This window comes from Asaia sp. Ae19-3 (assembly GCF_059801175.1).
Window position 1 is genome coordinate 1,780,014 of record NZ_JBCHWF010000001.1, and the last position, 18,993, is coordinate 1,799,006.

Annotated in this window: 15 protein-coding genes; 2 read left to right on the plus strand and 13 right to left on the minus strand. The window is 60.5% G+C overall.

Annotated features, from left to right (window positions below; all coding sequences use genetic code 11):
- Window positions 1-62 precede the first annotated feature (62 nt).
- From AAID99_RS07700 to AAID99_RS07730, 7 genes are all read right to left on the minus strand, one after another.
- A complete protein-coding gene (locus AAID99_RS07700) occupies window positions 63-1,391 on the minus strand; it encodes a lipopolysaccharide biosynthesis protein (RefSeq protein ID WP_498493585.1) in 1,329 nt (442 codons plus the stop codon).
- 33 nt (window positions 1,392-1,424) lie between these two features.
- Complete coding sequence (locus AAID99_RS07705) at window positions 1,425-2,651, minus strand: glycosyltransferase (RefSeq protein ID WP_188426015.1); 1,227 nt, start codon at window positions 2,649-2,651, stop codon at window positions 1,425-1,427.
- A 164-nt stretch (window positions 2,652-2,815) separates the two neighbouring features.
- Window positions 2,816-3,151, minus strand: coding sequence for a hypothetical protein (locus AAID99_RS07710; RefSeq protein WP_267312456.1), 336 nt, complete (start codon window positions 3,149-3,151; stop codon window positions 2,816-2,818).
- Window positions 3,152-3,230: 79 nt separating this feature from the next.
- Window positions 3,231-5,102 carry a potassium transporter Kup gene (locus AAID99_RS07715; protein WP_498493586.1) on the minus strand — a complete coding sequence of 624 codons (1,872 nt, stop codon included), beginning with the start codon at window positions 5,100-5,102 and terminating at the stop codon, window positions 3,231-3,233.
- 30 nt (window positions 5,103-5,132) lie between these two features.
- Window positions 5,133-5,348: a hypothetical protein gene (locus AAID99_RS07720; RefSeq protein WP_188426018.1), complete on the minus strand. Its 216-nt coding sequence runs from the start codon at window positions 5,346-5,348 to the stop codon at window positions 5,133-5,135.
- Window positions 5,349-5,422: 74 nt separating this feature from the next.
- Complete coding sequence (locus AAID99_RS07725; RefSeq protein ID WP_498493587.1) at window positions 5,423-6,856, minus strand: helicase HerA domain-containing protein; 1,434 nt, start codon at window positions 6,854-6,856, stop codon at window positions 5,423-5,425.
- Window positions 6,857-6,907: 51 nt separating this feature from the next.
- A complete protein-coding gene (locus AAID99_RS07730) occupies window positions 6,908-8,113 on the minus strand; it encodes a TIGR03862 family flavoprotein (RefSeq protein ID WP_498493588.1) in 1,206 nt (401 codons plus the stop codon).
- 204 nt (window positions 8,114-8,317) lie between these two features.
- Here AAID99_RS07730 and AAID99_RS07735 point away from each other — a divergent pair, with 204 nt between their 5' ends.
- The gene (locus AAID99_RS07735; RefSeq protein ID WP_498493589.1) at window positions 8,318-9,802 is read left to right on the plus strand and encodes a mannitol dehydrogenase family protein; all 1,485 of its coding nucleotides are present in this window, start codon (window positions 8,318-8,320) and stop codon (window positions 9,800-9,802) included.
- Window positions 9,803-9,853: 51 nt separating this feature from the next.
- Window positions 9,854-10,906 (plus strand): redoxin domain-containing protein, encoded by a 1,053-nt coding sequence (locus AAID99_RS07740; protein ID WP_498493590.1) that lies wholly within the window; start codon window positions 9,854-9,856, stop codon window positions 10,904-10,906.
- Window positions 10,907-10,962: 56 nt separating this feature from the next.
- Here the strand turns inward: AAID99_RS07740 and AAID99_RS07745 are convergent, their stop codons facing one another.
- The 6 genes from AAID99_RS07745 to AAID99_RS07770 all read right to left on the minus strand — a co-directional run bounded on the left by AAID99_RS07745 (window position 10,963) and on the right by AAID99_RS07770 (window position 18,809).
- Entirely contained in the window at window positions 10,963-13,299 is a 2,337-nt protein-coding gene (locus AAID99_RS07745; protein WP_498493591.1) for a TonB-dependent receptor, read from the minus strand.
- A 636-nt stretch (window positions 13,300-13,935) separates the two neighbouring features.
- Window positions 13,936-14,796 carry a carboxylating nicotinate-nucleotide diphosphorylase gene (nadC, locus tag AAID99_RS07750; RefSeq protein WP_267312449.1) on the minus strand — a complete coding sequence of 287 codons (861 nt, stop codon included), beginning with the start codon at window positions 14,794-14,796 and terminating at the stop codon, window positions 13,936-13,938.
- Window positions 14,793-16,289, minus strand: a complete 1,497-nt coding sequence (locus AAID99_RS07755) for an L-aspartate oxidase (protein ID WP_188426025.1) — start codon at window positions 16,287-16,289, stop codon at window positions 14,793-14,795. Before AAID99_RS07755 ends, nadC begins: the two co-directional genes overlap by 4 nt.
- 10 nt (window positions 16,290-16,299) lie before the next feature.
- Window positions 16,300-17,277 (minus strand): quinolinate synthase NadA, encoded by a 978-nt coding sequence (nadA, locus tag AAID99_RS07760; RefSeq protein WP_371869851.1) that lies wholly within the window; start codon window positions 17,275-17,277, stop codon window positions 16,300-16,302.
- Window positions 17,278-17,442: 165 nt separating this feature from the next.
- On the minus strand, window positions 17,443-18,330 hold the full coding sequence (locus tag AAID99_RS07765) for an NUDIX hydrolase (protein WP_229719731.1): 888 nt from the start codon (window positions 18,328-18,330) through the stop codon (window positions 17,443-17,445).
- Complete coding sequence (locus AAID99_RS07770; protein ID WP_188426027.1) at window positions 18,327-18,809, minus strand: NADH-quinone oxidoreductase subunit B family protein; 483 nt, start codon at window positions 18,807-18,809, stop codon at window positions 18,327-18,329. Before AAID99_RS07770 ends, AAID99_RS07765 begins: the two co-directional genes overlap by 4 nt.
- Between the last annotated feature and the right edge of the window lie 184 nt (window positions 18,810-18,993).

The following is an 18,993-nucleotide window of genomic DNA, read 5'->3' on the forward strand; positions in this document are numbered from 1 at the left end:
GGCCGAAAGACCCGCGCTTGCCGCGGGGGATTCCTGCTGACGGCAGCCCGCTTCCCGAGCGCTCAGGCCTCGCCGTATCTTGCAGCATGGCGTGGCGAGATCCAACGGGCCGCCAGCACGAGACAGATGACGAAAATCATGATCGAGCAGGCAACGCTGGCCAGCGCCGCCCCGGTTACCCCGCAGAGCGCCATCAACCCGGCCAGGATCGCAAAATAGAGGGCGATCACTGCCAGACGGTATTTGAGAATGATGGCCAGACGCCCCATCACGGTCAGTAGCGTTTCGAGCGGAATGATGCAGACTTCCAGAAGGGCACTGAACACCATCAGCAGGATGATCGGCATCTCATTGGCAAAGCTGTCATGCAGCATGAGATGGACGATGGCCTTGCCGCCAAACAGCGCCACGACAACCGCCAGCGCGGAAAACCCGAAAATGACCAGAGCCAGTCGACGCGCGACATGACGCAGTTCGCTCCAGTTCTGGTTGTCCCTGAAGCGCACGAATTCGGGATAGAGGCTGGGAATCATCATCTGGGCGGGTTTGGCGAGGCCGTCGCATATCTGCTTCGTCACGCGATAGATCGCGACATCGCGCGCCCCAAGCATGGCACCGATTATCAGTGTGCCGCCCTGTCTGAACAGCGCATCGAGGATCTGGTTGACACTGACCCGCAGCGTAAAGCCCCAGATACCGAGCGTCTCGGATGGCGTCAGAAATGACGAAACAAGCCTGATATCGCCACCCATATGCCGTCGCAGCAATACGAGGCCACCAAGACTGGTCAGGGCGAAGAGGGCAAACTGGTGCAGGAACCAGATGAACAGGAAAAATTCGAGCGGCGCATGGCAGAGAGAACCAATCAGATAGCCAAGCGTACGCACGCAGGTCGAACCGAAATCGAACAGGGCTGCCAGACCGAAACGATTGCACAGCCTGATTACGCCGGTAGACCAGCCCGTATTCATGAAAGCGACCGTCAGCATCATCCAGCTCGCATCGCGCTTGACCGGGTCTGACCAGCCCAGAAAATGCGTGCTGGTCAGGGCAATCACGATCACCCCTCCGACAAGGCCGATTGCTGCGCTGATCATGTCCGAACGGATGCAATAGCCAAGGACAGGCATGAAACGACGCCGGTCACGCGCCTCAAACGCGGCGGTACCGTAATGAAGCAGGGTCTGCCATGACTGCAGATGCGTCATGTCGGAAACCAGCGTCACAAAGGTGGTGATCAGCAAAAGCACACCGAACGTCTTGAGCCCGAGGGCGTGAACAGCCCATGCCACATAGGCAAAGCTGCACAGCGCGTTGATGATCCGGCTGGAAATCAGAAATCCGGTATTGCTGAAAATGCGGTGCAGCGCCGAGCGTGGTTCAGAAGCCATGGGGCGGCAAGAGATCGCGATAGAAAGGTTTTGTCAAAGGGCATGCCCAGTGAGCCCTGCATGGGCCATCGAGGCCATGGGGCTCTGAGCTGGCATATCGAGACGCTCCATCAGGCGCGGCTCCCCTGACCGGAAACGCATGAGGGCGAGAAAATCCTCGCCCCCTCGCGAGACATGAAAGGGCGCAACGAGGGAAGCAAGGGCTTCGCAATCCGGCGCAGGGTCTGAAAGCAGCGCGCTCATGGCCCCGGCGAGTGCCGCGACATCGCGTGTCGGTACGCTGCGCCCGGCAATGGCGTCGGCAGTCAGAGTGTCGACAGCGGGTGAGCAACGCGTCGAGACGATCTGCCGCCCAGCAGCCAGGGCTTCGAGCAGAACAGCACCGAAGCTCTCGCAATGAGAGGACAGGACGAACAGGCGCGCCTGCTCCAGATACGGGCGGATGCTGGGCACATAACCTGTCAGCGTCACACGCCCGGCAAGACCGAGCCCATCAATCAGGCTTTCGAGCGCGCCGCGTTCCGGCCCCTCGCCACAGATCACCAGCCTTGCCTCGGGGCGCCGGGCGGCGACCGCATGAAAGGCGTTGATCAGCAGATCGAACCCCTTGATCGGCACGAGGCGCCCCGCTGCAAGAATGGTCGCCGACCCTTCGGGCACAGGGCATGGACGCCCCTCATCCCATAATGCCGGCAAGGGCACGACATCGACATGGGCGCACCCCACGATCTCACGCGTCTCACGCGCCAGAGGTTCGCTGAGTGTGGTGATGACATCGGCCTTGCCGAGCAATCGACGCATACGCCAGTCATAACCAATCTGGACCAGACGCGAGCGATTGCTGCGACAGACCGGCGAACTCACCTGCGCCACGATATGAGGGGCCTGTCCGGCGGGCAGGGATTTAAGCATCGGAATGACGGGCCAGTGGCTGTTGCCCGGCACGTAGCAGGACTCGATCCTACGCTGGCGCAGCACCGCGCGTGCGTGAAAGGCGAGAGACCAGGCGAGACGCGTGTCACCCAGAGCAGGGCTAAGGCCCAGGTCAACAATCTCGACCGAAGGGTCGAGCAGCGCCCTTAGCGGGCCATCGTCGCGACCCACCAGAAGGGTGACGGCAATCTGGCGCGACGCCCAGTAATTGGCGAGACCGATAGCCACGCGTTCGCTGCCGCCAAGACGGAAATCACGCAGGACGATGGCGATGGAGCCCGGCACCGAAGCCGACGGGCCGCACTTGATAGGGGTAATGACGGACATAAGAATCAGTCGTTCTGGCCTGCGAGGGAAGACCCGCCCTGATTGTCATAGTTTGACACAAGATACAATGCGTTACTTTTCCGGATACGGCAAATCCGGCCGGACTGCCCTCGCAGGCATAATACCATACGAGAGCAGAACGCAGTAAGGACGTCAGACCGCAATCAATCCTTTGTTGCAGGCGCGTCCGAAGGGGCCGATTTACCAGGCTGGGTCGAGTGTTCGACATCATAGGCCGTGGCTTTTTCTTCATAGCTGCCCTTGGCGCCCGGATGCTCCTTGTCATAGAGCGCGGCCTTTTCACGAGCTTCCTTGCGGTATTCGTGACGCTTGTACATGCCCGTGGCACACCCACCGACAGCGCCGAGCACGCCATGATTGACCAGATGGCCGCCGACAGCACCGGCAGCCCCGTATTTCAGGCATCCGCCCGGTTCGGCATGGGCGAGAGGGGCGGCGACGACGAAGGCCAGCAGGGTGAGGCCGAGAAGTGGACGCATGGACTTTTTCCTTGAATTATCAGGGCCTCCTCACGTTCGAAGACGCCCTGATGGTAGAAGAGTGAAAAACCGCTCGGGTTCAGATTTCGACCTGATGCCCGATTTCAACCAGACGCTCGCGCGGCAGGGTGAACCGGTCGGAAGCACGCACCGCGTTGCGATAGAGAAACCCGAACAGAATGCGACGCGGCGAGACCATCTTGGGTGTCTTGAGATCTGGCACCACGTCGTCATCGCCAGCAAAGAACACCAGCTTGTCGAGGTCCAGCGTGCAGCCCTGCTCTTTTGCCTGGCCGAGCACGTAATAGAGATTGGGTATCTCGACGAAACCGAAGGTGACGTTGATCTGCCAGATCCCGTTGCCAAGATCCTTGGTTGTCATGCGCTCATCGGCAGGGATGCGGGGTACAGTGTCGAATTTGACGTTGAGCACCACAACCTGCTCCGGCAGGCAGTGAAAATCGGCCACATGGCGCATGACGATGGGCGGCAGGGCGCTCTCATAGCGCGAGAGAAAGACAGCCGCTCCCGGCGTTCTGATCATCTCGCCATTGCGCAGCTTCTGCAGAACCTTGTCCGAACGCTCACCAAGGGGCGCCAGACCGGCTCGAAGCAGAATGATACCACGGCGCCATGTTGTCATGATGATGTAGATGAACAGACCTATCAGAAGCGGCACATAGCCGCCCTTGTCGATCTTGAGCAGATTGGCAACGAAGAACGCGATATCGATGATCGCAAAGAACAGGGCAATCGGCAGCGCCTTCCAGAGCGGCCATTCCCAGCGTTCGCGCATCACATCAAAGACGAGCAGTGTCGTCATGAGCATGGTTGTGGAAACTGCCGTGCCATAGGCCCCTGAGAGCGCATCGGAGCTCTTGAAGCTCAGCGCGATCAGCAGCGTCACGACCATGAGCATCCAGTTGACGACCGAAACATAGATCTGGCCGTATTCGCTGTCCGACGTCTGGCGGATATTGAGGCTTGGAAACCATCCGAGCTGCATGGCCTGACGCGTGAGCGTGAAAGCGCCCGTGATGATGGCCTGGCTGGCAATGATGGTCGCAAACGTCGCCAGCACCACCATCGGCAGCACCAGTGCATGGGGCATGGACGCGAAGAACGGGTTGTCCTTGATCTGCGGGTGGCTGACCAGAAACGCTGTCTGCCCGGCATAGCTCAACACCAGCATAGGCAATACGATAACAGCCAGAGCCAGCCTCACACTGGGGCGCCCGACATGGCTCATATCGGCATAAAGCGCTTCGGCACCCGTCACGGAAAGAAAGACGGCACCCAGAATGACGAGACTATTGGCGCCATGCTCATAGAGAAAGTGCAGCCCATAGAACGGATTGAGCCCGATCAGCACTGACGGATCATGGAGCAGCGAGCTGAGCCCGATCCCGCCCAGGGCGAGAAACCAGAGCAGCATGATCGGCCCGAAGACAGCGCTGATGCGCGCCGTTCCCAGAGGCTGGATAGCGAAAATGCCGAACAGGATAACGGCAGCAATCGGCAGGATGTAGGGCTGTAGTGATTTGGTCACGACCCCGATGCCCTCGATGGCACTCAGAACCGAGATGGCAGGCGTGATCGCCCCATCACCGTAGAGCAGGGCAGCACCAAACAGCCCGGCAGCGGCAAGGAGCGTGCCGCGCGTGTACCAGTGCTTGCCGAAGGAGCCGCCGACAAGAGAGAAAAGGGCGAGAATACCGCCCTCACCCTTGTTGTCGGCGCGCATCACGACGGTCGCGTATTTGACCGCCACGACCAGGATCATGGTCCAGACCAGCAGAGAGAAACCGCCGAGAAGCGTCTCGCGGTCTGTCGACCCTGTGTCGTTCAGGACGGTCTGGAGGGTATAAAGTGGGCTGGTTCCGATATCACCAAAAACGATGCCAAGTGCTGCCAGCGCGCCCGGCAGCACCTTCCTGTTTTCTTCGGCCATACGGCTCCCCGTTTTATGCCGCCTCGGCCCTCATTCGTGATGGGAGGCGTCGGCGTCCAGAAGTTTGACGTCGATGATCATCGCGCCTGAAAAATACATGGGCTTGACGAGATGCTTGATGATGTAGTGCCCATCGCCCCCTTCGATCCGCACCGGCACAGTGATGTCGTAACCGGAGAGACGGGCGTCGTAGGTGGCCTCCTCGCCATTAAGCGAAACGAGGGCGATCAGTTCATCATTTGTCATAATTTTCTCCACAATCCCGCGTCGGGCTGGCAGCAACTCATGAGCAAACGACGCGCCAGCCAGCGCGGTTGCACTTATCCGCAGGTCTGCCAGCCGCAACCGATGAAGGCAATGCGTCGACCCGAGGGCATATCCTGCACGACAATGATCTGACGCTCTTCCAGATAGGCGAGCTGTCTGCGCGCGCGACCGAGGGAATGCGTGCCATAGGCTTCGGCAATCGCGTCATCTCCGGGACAGGGAGCGCCATCGAGCGCGGCACGGGCCAGAAGCAGCACCACGCCCTGCACGTCTTCCGGCACTGTGCGGGCAATTTCGAGCGCCTGCTCCCAGCTTTCCTCCTGCGCCTGCTCGAAGCTGGAGCCCGAGCGCACACTGGCCAGAAGCAGGCGGAAGGCCCCGAGATCGAGCACGTTCCGGTCGAGGCGCTCGATACGCGCTCGCAGCTGGAAATCCTGATAGAGCGTCGCCAGAGGACGATAGGCGGAGTCGTTTTCTGCCACCACGGCTTCGGTCAGGCGCCAGAGCAGATCGGGGGCAGCCTCGACAACAGGCGCAACCTCCTCGACCGGCGCTGCGGCGGCGTAGGAGTCGAGCTGGGCCAGCAGATCGGGCGCCGGCGCACGGCGCTCTCTGGGGCGTGGCACGGTTTCGACCACGGGTTCGAGAATGAGGCTGTAATTATCCTCGGCAGGGCGCGCCTCGAATGGCGTCAGGACCGGCCCCGTCGCATGGCTTGCTGTCTCTACCGCACCGATGGACACCATGAGCGGCCTGCGGCTCAGCGCCGGGCCGAGCGCCATGAACTGCCCACGCGCAAGATCGCGGAAGCCTTCTGCCGTGCGCCGCTCCATGCCCAGAAGGTCGGCAGCGCGCAGCATGTCGATATCGAGGAAGGTGCGGCCCATCAGGAAATTGGAGGCCTCTGCCGCAACGTTCTTGGCCAGCTTGGCCAGACGCTGGGTCGCAATCACCCCGGCAAGACCGCGCTTTCTGCCGCGGCACATCAGATTGGTCATGGCACCGAGCGACAGGCGACGCGCCTCGTCAGAGGTGTCACCACTGGCGACAGGAGCAAAAAGCTGCGCCTCGTCCACCACGACCAGCACGGGATACCAATGGGCGCGCGGCGCCTCGAACATGCCATTGAGGAAAGACCCTGCAGCACGCAGCTGCATTTCAGCCTCGACCGATTCCAGATTGAGCACGACAGAGGCGCGATGAGCGCGGGCACGCTCGCCTGCTGCGCGCAGCGTGGCTTCTGTCTGCTCTGACGCATCGATGACAAGATGGCCGTATTTATCGGCCAGGGTCACGAAATCGCCTTCCGGGTCGACAATGACCTGCTGGACGAGTGTTGCCGTCTGCTCCAGCAGGCGGCGCAGCAGATGCGATTTTCCCGAGCCCGAATTACCCTGCACCAGCAGGCGGGTTGCGAGAAGTTCTGTCAGGTCCAGCTGGACATCCGCGCCGTCACGGCCACGGCCCATCGTGATCGATACGCTCATGCGGCTGTCCCTAGCGCAACTCGCCTCCGGAGTCAGCCATCGCAGGGGCGATTACGGGTTTTGTCGCAGGTGGTTTTTCACCCCCTGTGCTGCATGACGCCCGGTGGCAAAGCAGGCCTGCAACAGATAGCCACCTGTCGGCGCCTCCCAGTCCAGCATCTCTCCTGCCACAAACACGCCCGGGCGTTGTCTCACCATCAGCCCGTCATCGAGCGCCGCCTGCCTTATGCCACCAGCCGTCGAAATGGCGCGGGCGAGGGAATCCGGTGAGATGAGGTCGAGCGGGCAGGATTTGATGCATTGGGCAAGCCTGTCGGCGCTCGCATGAGCGGGTGTGGCCTCACGCAGCAGCCAGCGCGCAGCAGGAGACAGGCCCAGACGGCGCAGCTTGCCTGACTGGCTCTCACGCGCCCGAAACCCTTCAAGGCGAGCCTGCAGGACCTGCTGCGTCATACCGGGTCGCAGATCGAGCATGATCTGCAATCGCCCTTCACGCTGCAAGGCGTCGCGCCAGAATGAGGAGAGCCGATAGACGGGCGCGCCCTCGATGCCCTGACGGGTAATCGTCACATCGCCTCTGGCACTCTGCCCTGCCCCGCTGATGGTTATGGAATGCAGCACCTCACCATGAAACTGCTCGTGAAATGCTGCAGGCAGGCCTGTGATGAAACCGCAATTGGCAGGTTGCAGTGGCGTCAGGCTTTCCGGCGGCAAAAACCGGGTCCAGCCGCCATCGCTGCCGAGGCGCGGCCATGACGCGCCGCCCAAAGCGAGAACGGTCGCTGCGGCCGTCACTGTCTTTTTGCCCTGCGGGGTCTCGAACAGCAGGCTTCCGGCTTCGTCCCACCCTGCCCAGCGATGACGCAATTCGAACCGCGTATTGCGTTCGGCCAGTCGCGCCAGCCATGCCCGCAGCAACGGCGAGGCCTTCATCGCCTCGGGGAAAACGCGCCCGCTGCTGCCGGTAAAGCAGGGCTGGCCGAGAGCCTCTGCCCATCGTCTCAATGCCTGCGGAGGATAGGCCCTGATCATCGGCGCCAGCCAGGAAGCTGCGGTGCCATAGCGGGTAAGGAATTTATCGAGATCTTCCGCATGGGTCAGGTTGAGACCGCTGCGCCCGGCCATGAGAAACTTGCGCGCAGGGCTTGGCATCTGATCATAGACGACCACATCGAACCCGTCGGAAGAGAGGCTTTCGGCAGCGGCAAGACCGGCAGGCCCGGCGCCGATCACGGCGATGGTTTGTGGTGTCAGCATGAGGCGGGTTTAAGCCTCTTCACCAAATAGTGCCATAGAACGCCGCTTTTACCTCTTGAGCCTTTTGCGGGAACCGCCACATCATCCCGCGCGCTGCACTCCAGATCCGCGCCCAGACAGGGCCAGTTTCGAACACGCTGCTTCAGCCACGCCCCTTTTGCGCGATTTTTCCTTTCCATGTCTCGTGATCCTTCAGGACAGCCCATGATCGCTCTCAATTCAGAGACCCTCTCGACCCTCCCTGCCAGTGTCGAGGTTTTTCCCTATGATCGAGCCTCCCTGAAAGCAGGGATCGTGCATCTGAGCGTTGGCAATTTCCATCGCGCCCATCAGTGCTGGTACATTGATCGTCTTCTGAGCCAGCCGGGTAATGAAAGCTGGGCCTTTTGCGGGGTCGGCCTGATCGATGATGCGACCGAACGCCTTAAGCTCGAAGCCTTTCCCGCACAGGATAATCTCTACACGCTCACGCGCTATGCGCCTGACGGCACGACGCGACATCAGGTGATCGGCTCCATGCTCGATTATCTTTTTGCGCCTGCCGACCCGCAAGCCGTTCTTGCCCGCATGGCAGCCCCCGAGACGCGCATCGTGTCGATGACCATTACCGAGGGCGGGTATAATCAAGACCACGCGACCGGCAGCTATCGTCTGGAAACGCCACTGACCCAGCGTGAACTCGCCGCACCGACCAGGCCGGAATCGGCATTCGGCTATATCGTCGAGGCCCTGCGGCTGCGTCGTGAGGCAGGCATTGCCCCGTTCACCGTCATGTCCTGCGACAATCTGCGCGATAATGGCGTCGTGACGCGGCGCTCGGTCGTCAGCCATGCGCGCGCGCTCGACCCGGCACTGGCCACATGGATCGAGGAGAATGTTTCCTTCCCGAGCTCCATGGTCGATCGCATCACCCCTGCCGTGCTCAAGGAAGATGCCGACCGGGTGAACATGGAATGCGGTGTTCATGACCGCCTGCCGGTCATTTCGGAAGAATTCGCCCAGTGGGTGATCGAAGACCGCTTTGTCAACGAGCGCCCGGCACTCGAGAAAGTCGGTGCGCAGATCGTGCCTGACGTGCATCCGTATGAGCTCGCCAAGGTGCGTATGCTCAATGCCTCGCATTCCATGCTTGCCTATCCCGGCCAGCTCTCGGGGCTCGAGACCGTGCGCGATGCCATTATCGACCCGCAGATCGGCAAGCTGGTCGAACGCTTCATGAGCCTTGATGTGATTCCGCATCTGAGTGCCCCGCAGGACATGCCGCTCCCGGCCTATCGCGATCTCGTCATTGCGCGTTTCAGCAATCCGAATGTCGGCGACAGACTGGCCCGCATCACTGGTGATGGCGGCAGCAAGCTGCCCGTTTTTCTCGCCCCGAGCTGGAACAAGCTCGTGGAATCCGGCGGAACGCTTGATCGCATGGCGTTCGTTCTGGCCTGCTTCATTCGCTATCTCGGCGGGCGTACCGATCAGGGAGCAGGCTTCACGCCTTTCGAACCCGCACTCTCCGAAGCGCAGCGCAAGCTGGCCGAAAGCTGGGATACGGTGTTCACCATGACGGTTTTCGAGAGCTTTACACTCGACGACACCCATCGCCGGATGATTCGTGAAATGGCGGAAAGCATGGAACAGAGAGGCACAGAGGCCGTTCTGGCTGAACTCCTTGCGGCAGAACCTGCCAGCGCCTGATCCCTCAGGCCGGAACGAGACTGCCGCCTTTTTCGTCCAGAGGCGCCTTTCATGCTCGCATTCTCATCAGCGGGACGCTCATTCCTGCGCTATTCCGGCCTGAGCCTTGCCCTTGCGCTTTGCGCCGCTCCGATGGCGCAGGCGACACCCCTCGCCTCGCTTTCCGGGGCGACATCATGGCTCAATACCCAGCCCCCTTCTGCCGATGCGCTGAAGGGCAAGGTCGTGCTGGTGGATTTCTGGACCTATTCCTGCATCAACTGCCTGCGTGAACTGCCTTATGTCGAGGCCTGGGCCGATAAGTACAAACCCTATGGGCTAGTCATTATCGGCGTTCATGCGCCGGAATTCGCGTTCGAAAAGAACCTCGACAATATCAGGAAAGCGGTCACGAGGTTTCATATCGGCTTTCCTGTTGCTGTCGATAACGACCGGGCCATTTGGAATGGCTTTGGCAATGAATACTGGCCAGCCGCCTATTTCATCGGCGGGGATGGCAAGATTCAGGCCCATCATTTCGGCGAGGGCGATTACGACAATTCTGAACGCCTGATTCAAACCATGCTGCGTGAAAACGGGGCGAAGGATGTTCCGAGCGATCTGGTCCATCCCAAAGCCGTCGCCGAACAGGTCGAGGCCGATCAGTCGGATATCGGATCGCCCGAGACCTATATCGGCTATGAACGCGCCAGCAATTTCATCTCGACCGGTGGCGCGATTCAGGACGCCCCCAATGATTATGTCATCGAGCGGGCCCCTGCCCTCAACCAGTGGGGTCTGAGCGGCAACTGGAGCGTGGGGCCGGAATCAGCGCGGCTGAACAAGGCAGGCGGCGCCATCGTGTTCCGCTTCCATGCCCGTGATCTGCATCTCGTGCTTGGCCCCGTGAAGGGCGACGCTCCGGTAAAGTTCAGGGTGACGATTGACGGCAAGGCACCCGGGGCCATGCATGGCAGTGATTGCGACGAGAATGGCAACGGGATGGTGACAGGCCAGCGCCTTTATCAGCTCGTCCGTCAAAGCGATGACGCTGTAGGCGAGCACGAATTCAGGATCGAATTCCTCTCGCCCGGCGTCGAAGCCTTCTCTTTCACCTTCGGCTGAACAAGAGGGGCGGTTTCGCCAGCCTGTGGCTCAGGGGGCTTTCGCCCCCTGTCCGGTCAGAAGCTGGTGGAAACCGTACCGGTCATGGTGAAGCGGGCGGCAGTCATGAAGGAATTGCCATAGCCGGTATAGGAGGCAAGGCTTCCGCTATAGACCGTGCTCGGATCCTTGGCGCTGTAGATGGCGCCCATCGCCCCGGTGCGCACGATCGAGCCTGTGACATTGGCAAAGTTCAGCTTGATGGTGGGCGACTGGGCAATACCCATCGGCTTGAAGCGATAGCCAAGCGAGATGGTATTGGTCACAAAGCCCGGCATGCGCTGGTCGCCTGCCACGCTGACCGATTGCGGGCCGGTATAATGCAGGCTCGCATTGCCGAAGAACCCGGCATATTTATAGGTCAGACCGAAATTCGCTAGAACGCGCGGCGCCATGATGGCCTGCGTGCCCTTCGAATTCAGCATGGTATTCGTATAGGGGTCGAGCACATTGCTGTCCTGCACGGCATGCAGATATTCGACCGAGGCATAGGGGCTGAAACCGTGGATCGGGCGGCCCGAAATCATGAAATCAAAGCCGCGCATATGCTGGTTACCGATCGAGAACGGCTTGAACTGGTTCATGCCGAGATACTGGTTCACGATGCGGTTGGTGACATTGTAATTGAAGAATGAGGCATCGAGAATGATGTGCTCATCATGATAGCGATAGCCCAGTTCTTCCTTGATTGAATATTGGTTTTTGGGGATCGGCACGCTCGTATAGAGCCAGCCCAGATCGACTGCACTCGGTTGACGATAATCGCCCTCGGCATTGAGATAGATCTGGCTGTGTTCGTCGATCGTATAGCCGACCGAGAGCTGTGGCAGAGGCTCGGTACGGTTATTGGCCATACGGCCATAGAGATCCTTGTTCCAGGTATTGGCCATCACGAATTTGAAGCCAGCCTGGATATCCAGCTTGTCATGCAGATATTTGGCGTGATCTTCGACAAACAGGCTGTGGATCTCGGTGCCGGCATTCTGCTGATCGCCCGCGTCGATACGATAAGCCGCCCAGTTCGGGCTCGGGGCTGCCCCGTTATCCATGGTGTAGCTGGTGGGGTAGGATTGCTGGGTATAGTTGTTTTCATACCAGTAGCCGAACGCCACATGGTTATGCCGGTCGACATCGATCCCGAGCTTGGCGACGGCGCCACGACGCTCTGTTGCGCCTTGCAGGAAGTAGCTGGTGACATTGCGCGTGGAACCATCGGTCTGTGTGACGGTGCCGCCCGGTGAGGCATCCCAGCCCCTGCCGAGATTGTAATAGGGCTGCAGATCGAAAGCGAGACGACGGGTCAGAACGACATGGATCGGGGCCGAGATGAAGACCTGATTCCAGTAATCGGTATTGTTCTTCCAGTAGTTGATATTATTGGAATTGGCGGACCTGCCGTATCCCTCTCCCGTGTGCTTGTACCGGTAGAATTCCTGCTGGGTCGGGTAATTGTCGATCGTGAAATCTTCCCAGTTCCACGAGACGAAAGTCTTGGCGAAAGAGCCGTTCTGCCAGAACTTGTTCAGGCCGAAATCGACATGGCGACGGTCATTGATACCCGCTCCCATCCAGCTGCGCGTATGGGTGTTTGAAAAGGAGACATAGCCACGCACACCGCTATGACCGATCTCGCCCGTATCGAGACGGATGAACTCACGAGACAGATTATTCGTGCCATAAGAGAAATCGACAAGACCGCCGAATTTCTTGTCGGGCGTATGGGTGGTTTCATTCATCGTGCCGCTCGCCGCAGACATGACTGGCAGCGCAGTCTCTGAACTGCCGGGCGTCAGCGAGACGGATTCAACGTTTTCAGTATCGATATTCTCGGTGATGTATTTCGCTGCGGCAGCCGGTGCGCCATCGACCAGAAGCGCCATATCCAGATCGGTCAGGCCGCGGGTCTGGATCTGCCCGCCCTGCATGCCATACGGATCCGGCGTACTGATGCTGACGCTGGGCAGGTTCTGAATCAGATCGAGCGCCGTGCTCGATGGGTTGCGCATCGAGATATATTCATGATCGACGGTCTGCACGTTGCGCGGGGCATGTTCGATACGCATCATGCCGCCACCGCCATTGAGCGCCTGCCGACTGGTCGTGACCGAAATCTGCTCTTCCCCCCTGGCTTCAACCGGCCCTGTGCGCGCGCGCCGCGTGGCGGGCGCCGTCTGTGCGACCGGCTGACGGGCACCCTGTGGCTGAGCAGCAGTTCTGGCGGCGGCCTGCTTGTGAGAAGTCTTTGCATGGGCGGCAAAAGCAGAGCCTGAAAGCGCGATGGTCGACATCAGGCTCGTCGAAACCATCAGACAGGCAAAAGCCATGTAGCGCGGCGAGGGGCTGCGTGACGTCATACAGAATCCTATCGTTACGAACGTGGTGAGCCACTGGCTGCGTCCAGACCGGGGGGCGAAAACGCCAACCTCCAGCCGGGCCAGACCCGGAAACCGCTTTTTTGTATACAAGACGAAATGATACCGCAACGAATCATTTCACCTGACTTTCACAAAATTCGCAGCTTCGTTGTGCGAAAGTCACGCTCACAGACAGAATAGATCAAGAAACCATCTGTTTTTTCCGTTTAATTTCTTTTGCACGAATTTTCGTCGTTTATTGCGCGTATAAGCGCAATGGTCGGCACCCTGAACGGCAAGGAAACCAGCTGTAACTTTGACCGGTCCTCTCGGAAATTGTCGGTCTGTCGAGAGCGAGGGTCAGGGCAAAAAGACGCGCTTCGAACCTTCGCGATGTCTATCGCGAAAGCGCGGGTGTCGCTCCGTTCGCGTGGGTTCTGTGGCGAAAAGTGCGCGTCCAAGCGGCCCTGTTATCGCTATGAGGCGGAGCGCTTACCACCGGCAGGCCCCGTCCTATGCTGTCAGATGCAATGACAGATCTCGTGGCCTGATTGCACCGCCACTTCAGGCAAGGAAGCTCATCCCTTCCCTGCCTGCCTGAAGAGGCGGCGCTGGTTACCGGGCTGAAGCCGCTTTTCAGAGATCGATATCGAGGCCGATATCCAGCGCCTTGACGCTATGAGTCAACCAGCCAAGCGACAGCACCTCGACACCCGTTGCGGCAATAGCCGGGGCCGTTTCCGGCGTGATGCCACCGGAAGCTTCTGTCACAGCGCGACCATTCACGAGCTGCACGGCCTGACGCAGCATGTCGACAGGCATGTTGTCGAACAGATAGGCATTGGCCCCGCCATTCGAGAGCGCGGTCTCGAGCTGATCGAGCGTATCGACCTCAAGCGCTACGGCCATGAGGTGGCCCGCGCGCTTTCTGGCGCCTTCGAGTGCTGCGGCCACACCACCGCAAAGCGCGATGTGATTGTCCTTGATCAGGATCGCATCATCGAGGCGATAGCGGTGATTGCTGCCACCGCCTGCCTTGACCGCATATTTCTGTACCGCACGCAGCCCGGGCAAGGTCTTGCGGGTGCAACAGATACGCGCATTCGTATCCTGAACAGCATCGACCACCTGACGTGTGGCGGTAGCGATACCGCTCAGATGCGACAGCAGATTGAGGGCCGTGCGCTCACCACCCAGAATGGTCTCGGCACTTCCCTCGACCTCGGCCAGAATATCGCGTGGGGCGATACGGCACCCATCCTCCTTGAGCGCTGTGAAGCCGATCCGGGAGTCGAGCAGGGTAAAGGCAAGGCGCACCGCGCTCATGCCAGCCACCACCCCTTCATGACGGGCGCGAAACACAGCGCGCAAACGCTGTCCGGGCTGTGCGATGGCATAGGTGGTGGCATCACCCCCTATGCCAAAATCCTCGACAAGACCGGCGCGGACAACAGGTTCCCACATCAGATCCGGCAGGGGAGAAATGAAAGAACTCATGCGTAGACAATGCTCCGTTCCTGAAGACCGATATCCTTCAGGGTAAAATGAAAACGCTCGGCCTCGGTGGCCCCCTGACAATCGACACGCCAGTGACTACCCCGGCTTTCGCGTCGGCGCAGGGCCGCAGAAGCGATGGCAGCACCAACCAGCGCGTGATCGTCGCGATCGGCGAGCGGGGTAAGATAGGTGGCCAGCGCCTCCAGCCCATCCTGATCGCGAAGAATACCCGCCCCTTTATCCATCTGCTGGCCGAAACTTGCTGCCCCCAGCCGCGCCGGACGCGATGGATCCTGACAGGAATGGCGCTCGCGCGGCCCATTATTGACGTCCCAGGCAACAGCCCGCCCCATGACGAACGCCTCAAGCAGCGAATTGCTCGCCAGACGATTGGCACCATGCAGCCCCGTGCATGCCACCTCGCCACAGGCCCAGAGCCCGGCAAGACTGGCGCGACCATGCAGGTCGGTCGCGACCCCGCCCATATGATAATGCACCGCCGGACGCACCGGGATGGGCTCGCGATCCGGATCGATCCCGTGCTGTCGACAGGAAAGCGCAATACCGGGGAACTGACGTGAGAAGATCTGTTTGAGCCCCTTGCCCGCCTTGCCGCTTCTGGCATCGAGAAAAACGCGATGCCCTTCGAGGCGATGCCGTGCAATCGCCCGCGACACCCGGTCGCGTGACTGCAACTCGTCGGTGAAACGGGTGCCGGTCTCGTCAATCAGTACGGCACCAGCGCCTCTGACGGCCTCGCTGATCAGCGGCGAGCGCGCACCGCCCGTTTCAACATCGAGTGCGGTCGGATGAAACTGCACGAATTCCATATCCGCCAGTTGCGCCCCGGCGCGGGCCGCTGCGGCAAGGCCGCGCCCTGTATTGCTGTTGGGGCTTGTCGCCCCGGCATAGAGCGCCCCTGCCCCGCCACACGCCAGAATACAGGTATTGGTCGGAATGAACTGCCCCGTGTTGAGCCAGACACCACGCACCCGTCCCTCGACCGCATGGACATGTTCGAGTGTCACGCCATCGAGCACCACAATGCGTGGCAGGCTTTTCACCTGGGCAATGAGCGCCTGCATGATGCCAGCGCCGCTGCCATCGCCGCGCACATGGGCGATGCGGGCACGCGAATGCGCGGCTTCGAGATGCAGATCGAGGCTGCTGCTCCCTTTACGGTTGAAGGCGACGCCCCAGTCGAGCAGGGTCTCGATGGCAGAAGGCCCGGCTCCGATAATGGCCTCGACGGCCCTGCGATCGCACAAACCGTCACCGGCAGCCAGCGTATCGCGAATATGCAGTGCCACATCGTCATCATGACCGATGGCGGCAGCCAGCCCGCCCTGCGCCAGCATACTGGCGGCTTCCTCACCGAGCGGGGTCGGGCTGAGAACCACACAGGGCCGGTCGAGATGCAGGGCAGCGGAAAGTCCGGCGAGCCCGGCACCTGCAATGACCGGCCAGCCTGCAAACCGGGTGAGCGTCATCATCACGGCGCCCTCAGATGGCCAGCATCCGCTCGACCGCTCGACGCGCCTGCGGAAAGAGCGCCTCCGGAATGGTGACTTCCTCTTCCATATTTTCCAGCGCGCGACGGATGGAAGACAAGGTGATGCGCTTCATATGCGGGCAGAGATTGCAGGGACGCACGAATTCCACTGCCGGGTTGAGCGCTGCCAGATTATCGCTCATCGAGCATTCGGTCACGAGGAGCACCTTGCGCGGCTGTTTTACGGCCACGAATTCCATCATCCCTGCCGTCGAGCCGGCATAATCGGCCTCGGCCACCACGTCAGGCGGGCATTCGGGATGAGCCAGTACAACCACGCCGGGATGCATGCGGCGATACTGACGGATTTCGAGAGGGGTGAAGCGCTCATGCACCTCGCAATGACCGGGCCAGGTGAGCATCTCGATGCCGGTCTCGTTCTGGATGTTCTGCGCCAGAAACTCGTCAGGAATCATGATGACACGCGGCACACCGAGGCTTTCGACAACCTTCTTCGCATTGCCGGAGGTGCAGCAGATATCGGTCTCTGCTTTCACAGCGACCGAACTGTTGACATAAGTGACGACCGGCACGCCGGGATAGGTCGCCTTGAGCGCGCGCACATTCTCGGCCGTGATGGATTCTGCAAGCGAGCACCCGGCCATCGAGTCAGGAATGAGTACCGTCTTTTCCGGGTTCATGAGCTTGGCGGTCTCGGCCATGAAATGCACACCCGCCATGACAATAACTTGCTCCTGGGTGTTCTGCGCCTCTCGCGCCAGAGCAAGACTGTCACCGCGTATGTCGGAGATGCAGTGAAAGATCTCCGGGGTCTGATAATTATGCGCGAGGATCACCGCATTGCGCTCGCGCTTCAGGCGCAGAATGGCCCTGATGTCATCGGCGAAATTCTGCTCCCAGTCCTCGCGGGTCATCAAGCGGGAAACGGGCTCGTAAAGCGCATCGCTGCGGTCTCTGACGAGGGTCATCTGATCCATGAGATCCACTCCGCTCTTTATGCTCTTATTGAGCATAATAGGGATAAAACTGTTCGTTCCCCTACATTGGGATCGCCCCCCGGTATTTCAAAGCCACGATCCCGTGATTTCGATGAATTTTCCAGCCTTGGGAAATCAGCTCGCCACCGCGTGGTTTCAGATCGATCGTGCGATGGGCAGTTTCGACCCCATGAGATGACGCGTGCCAATCACGGCGCCCTTGAAGCGATAGAGCCGCGCCGGACGCCCCTGCGCCTGCATTTCCGCCTCGCCGGTTTCTTCCACCAGATCCTGGGCAAGAATGAGCCTGCGGAAATTCTGTTTATGCATCGGGCGCCCGGCAATAGCCTCGACCGTGCGCTGCAACTGCCAGAGGGTGAATGTCTCTGGCATCAATTCGAACACGACGGGGCGATAGCGTATCTTCGCGCGCAATCGGGCCAGAGCCGTGGCCAGAATACGCCGCCTGTCCGATGGCATGGAGCGCCCTGGCGCGAGCCATGACGCCGGATGGCGCGATTCCGGCAAAAGCCCTGCTTCCCAGAGCAGCTCGTAACGGTGCAGCACCAGCTCGTCGTTCCAGGGTTGCCCGTCGAGCCCGAAGGTTTCGGCACATCGCCACAACCGGGCCGCATCACGCCCTGCCCATTGGGAGAGAGCACGGCCTATTTCCGCATCGAGCTGCTCGGCGCCTTTTTCGCGACGGTTCTCCCATGGGAAATACTCGTAAAGCCCCCGCCAGCCTTCCTGCGCATCCTCGAGCCGGGTGAGCCCCATATAGGAGATACGGATCAGCCTTGGCTGATCCTGACCACCGGCCTCTTCTCCCGTCGCCTCGGCAAAGGTGTAGAGCTGTTCGATATGCCCGAGATGGCATTGTGTCTGCTGTTCGACCCAGAGCCTCATCCCCCGCTGCAAGGAACGATGGGCGGTTTCGAGCGGACCGGAGGGCAGATTGCGCCCATGATCGAGAGTCAGGACCAGAGGCATTTCATCCTGCACCGCAATCAGCACGGCCACGAGTTCCGAGCGTATCTCATTCATGCCGAGACGACCCGACCTGTCGTGAGCAGAAGCAGGCCGCGCAGGATTTCTGCCGGTGTCGGCGGACAGCCTCTGAGCGCCACATCACATTGCTCCACCCCGGAGAGACCGGCCTCCATGATTCCCCCGAGCGTTGCATAATTCGTGCTGAACGGCCCCTGCCCCAGCGCGCAATCGCCAATGGCAACAACGCCCTTGGGTGAGGGCATGGCTGCCCAGCGGGCCTGAAGCGCAGGCAGCAGGGCGCGTGTCACACACCCGACGACAAAAAGCAGTTCGGCATCATGAGGGGTATCAACAAAACGTATGTCATGCCGCGCGAGATCATACGCTGCCCCCTGCAGGGCATTGGCCTCGATCAGACAACCATCGCAACCGCCACCGGCAACGAGATGCAGCGTCAGGGGGCGCGGTGCCGGTGGCAGGGCGCTGCGGGGCCGCCAGCGATGGGCGTCCAGAAGCGCGCGCAGGTAAATCATGGACAGATCCGCTCATTCAATTCGACCCGGATTTGATCACAAAGAATGCGCGCGAAAAACCCCCGCCCCCGTCGCGTCATCGGTTCACGCCCTGTTTGCCCCGCCCGGTCGACAGGACCGGAGCACGCCTGACCGCAACCAGAAGCCAGCGTGGCGCGCCATCAACAACGGGGGCAAATCGCCG

Coding starts and splice junctions, on each gene's coding strand:
- AAID99_RS07745 (WP_498493591.1), bottom strand. CDS start 13,299: ATGACGTCACGCAGCCCCTCGCCGCGCTACATGGCTTTTGCCTGTCTG.
- AAID99_RS07715 (WP_498493586.1), bottom strand. CDS start 5,102: ATGGCCGAAGAAAACAGGAAGGTGCTGCCGGGCGCGCTGGCAGCACTT.
- AAID99_RS07710 (WP_267312456.1), bottom strand. CDS start 3,151: ATGCGTCCACTTCTCGGCCTCACCCTGCTGGCCTTCGTCGTCGCCGCC.
- AAID99_RS07755 (WP_188426025.1), bottom strand. CDS start 16,289: ATGATGACGCTCACCCGGTTTGCAGGCTGGCCGGTCATTGCAGGTGCC.
- AAID99_RS07765 (WP_229719731.1), bottom strand. CDS start 18,330: ATGAATGAGATACGCTCGGAACTCGTGGCCGTGCTGATTGCGGTGCAG.
- AAID99_RS07725 (WP_498493587.1), bottom strand. CDS start 6,856: ATGAGCGTATCGATCACGATGGGCCGTGGCCGTGACGGCGCGGATGTC.
- AAID99_RS07735 (WP_498493589.1), top strand. CDS start 8,318: ATGATCGCTCTCAATTCAGAGACCCTCTCGACCCTCCCTGCCAGTGTC.
- AAID99_RS07705 (WP_188426015.1), bottom strand. CDS start 2,651: ATGTCCGTCATTACCCCTATCAAGTGCGGCCCGTCGGCTTCGGTGCCG.
- AAID99_RS07720 (WP_188426018.1), bottom strand. CDS start 5,348: ATGACAAATGATGAACTGATCGCCCTCGTTTCGCTTAATGGCGAGGAG.
- AAID99_RS07740 (WP_498493590.1), top strand. CDS start 9,854: ATGCTCGCATTCTCATCAGCGGGACGCTCATTCCTGCGCTATTCCGGC.
- AAID99_RS07770 (WP_188426027.1), bottom strand. CDS start 18,809: ATGATTTACCTGCGCGCGCTTCTGGACGCCCATCGCTGGCGGCCCCGC.
- AAID99_RS07730 (WP_498493588.1), bottom strand. CDS start 8,113: ATGCTGACACCACAAACCATCGCCGTGATCGGCGCCGGGCCTGCCGGT.
- AAID99_RS07700 (WP_498493585.1), bottom strand. CDS start 1,391: ATGGCTTCTGAACCACGCTCGGCGCTGCACCGCATTTTCAGCAATACC.
- nadC (WP_267312449.1), bottom strand. CDS start 14,796: ATGAGTTCTTTCATTTCTCCCCTGCCGGATCTGATGTGGGAACCTGTT.
- nadA (WP_371869851.1), bottom strand. CDS start 17,277: ATGACCCTCGTCAGAGACCGCAGCGATGCGCTTTACGAGCCCGTTTCC.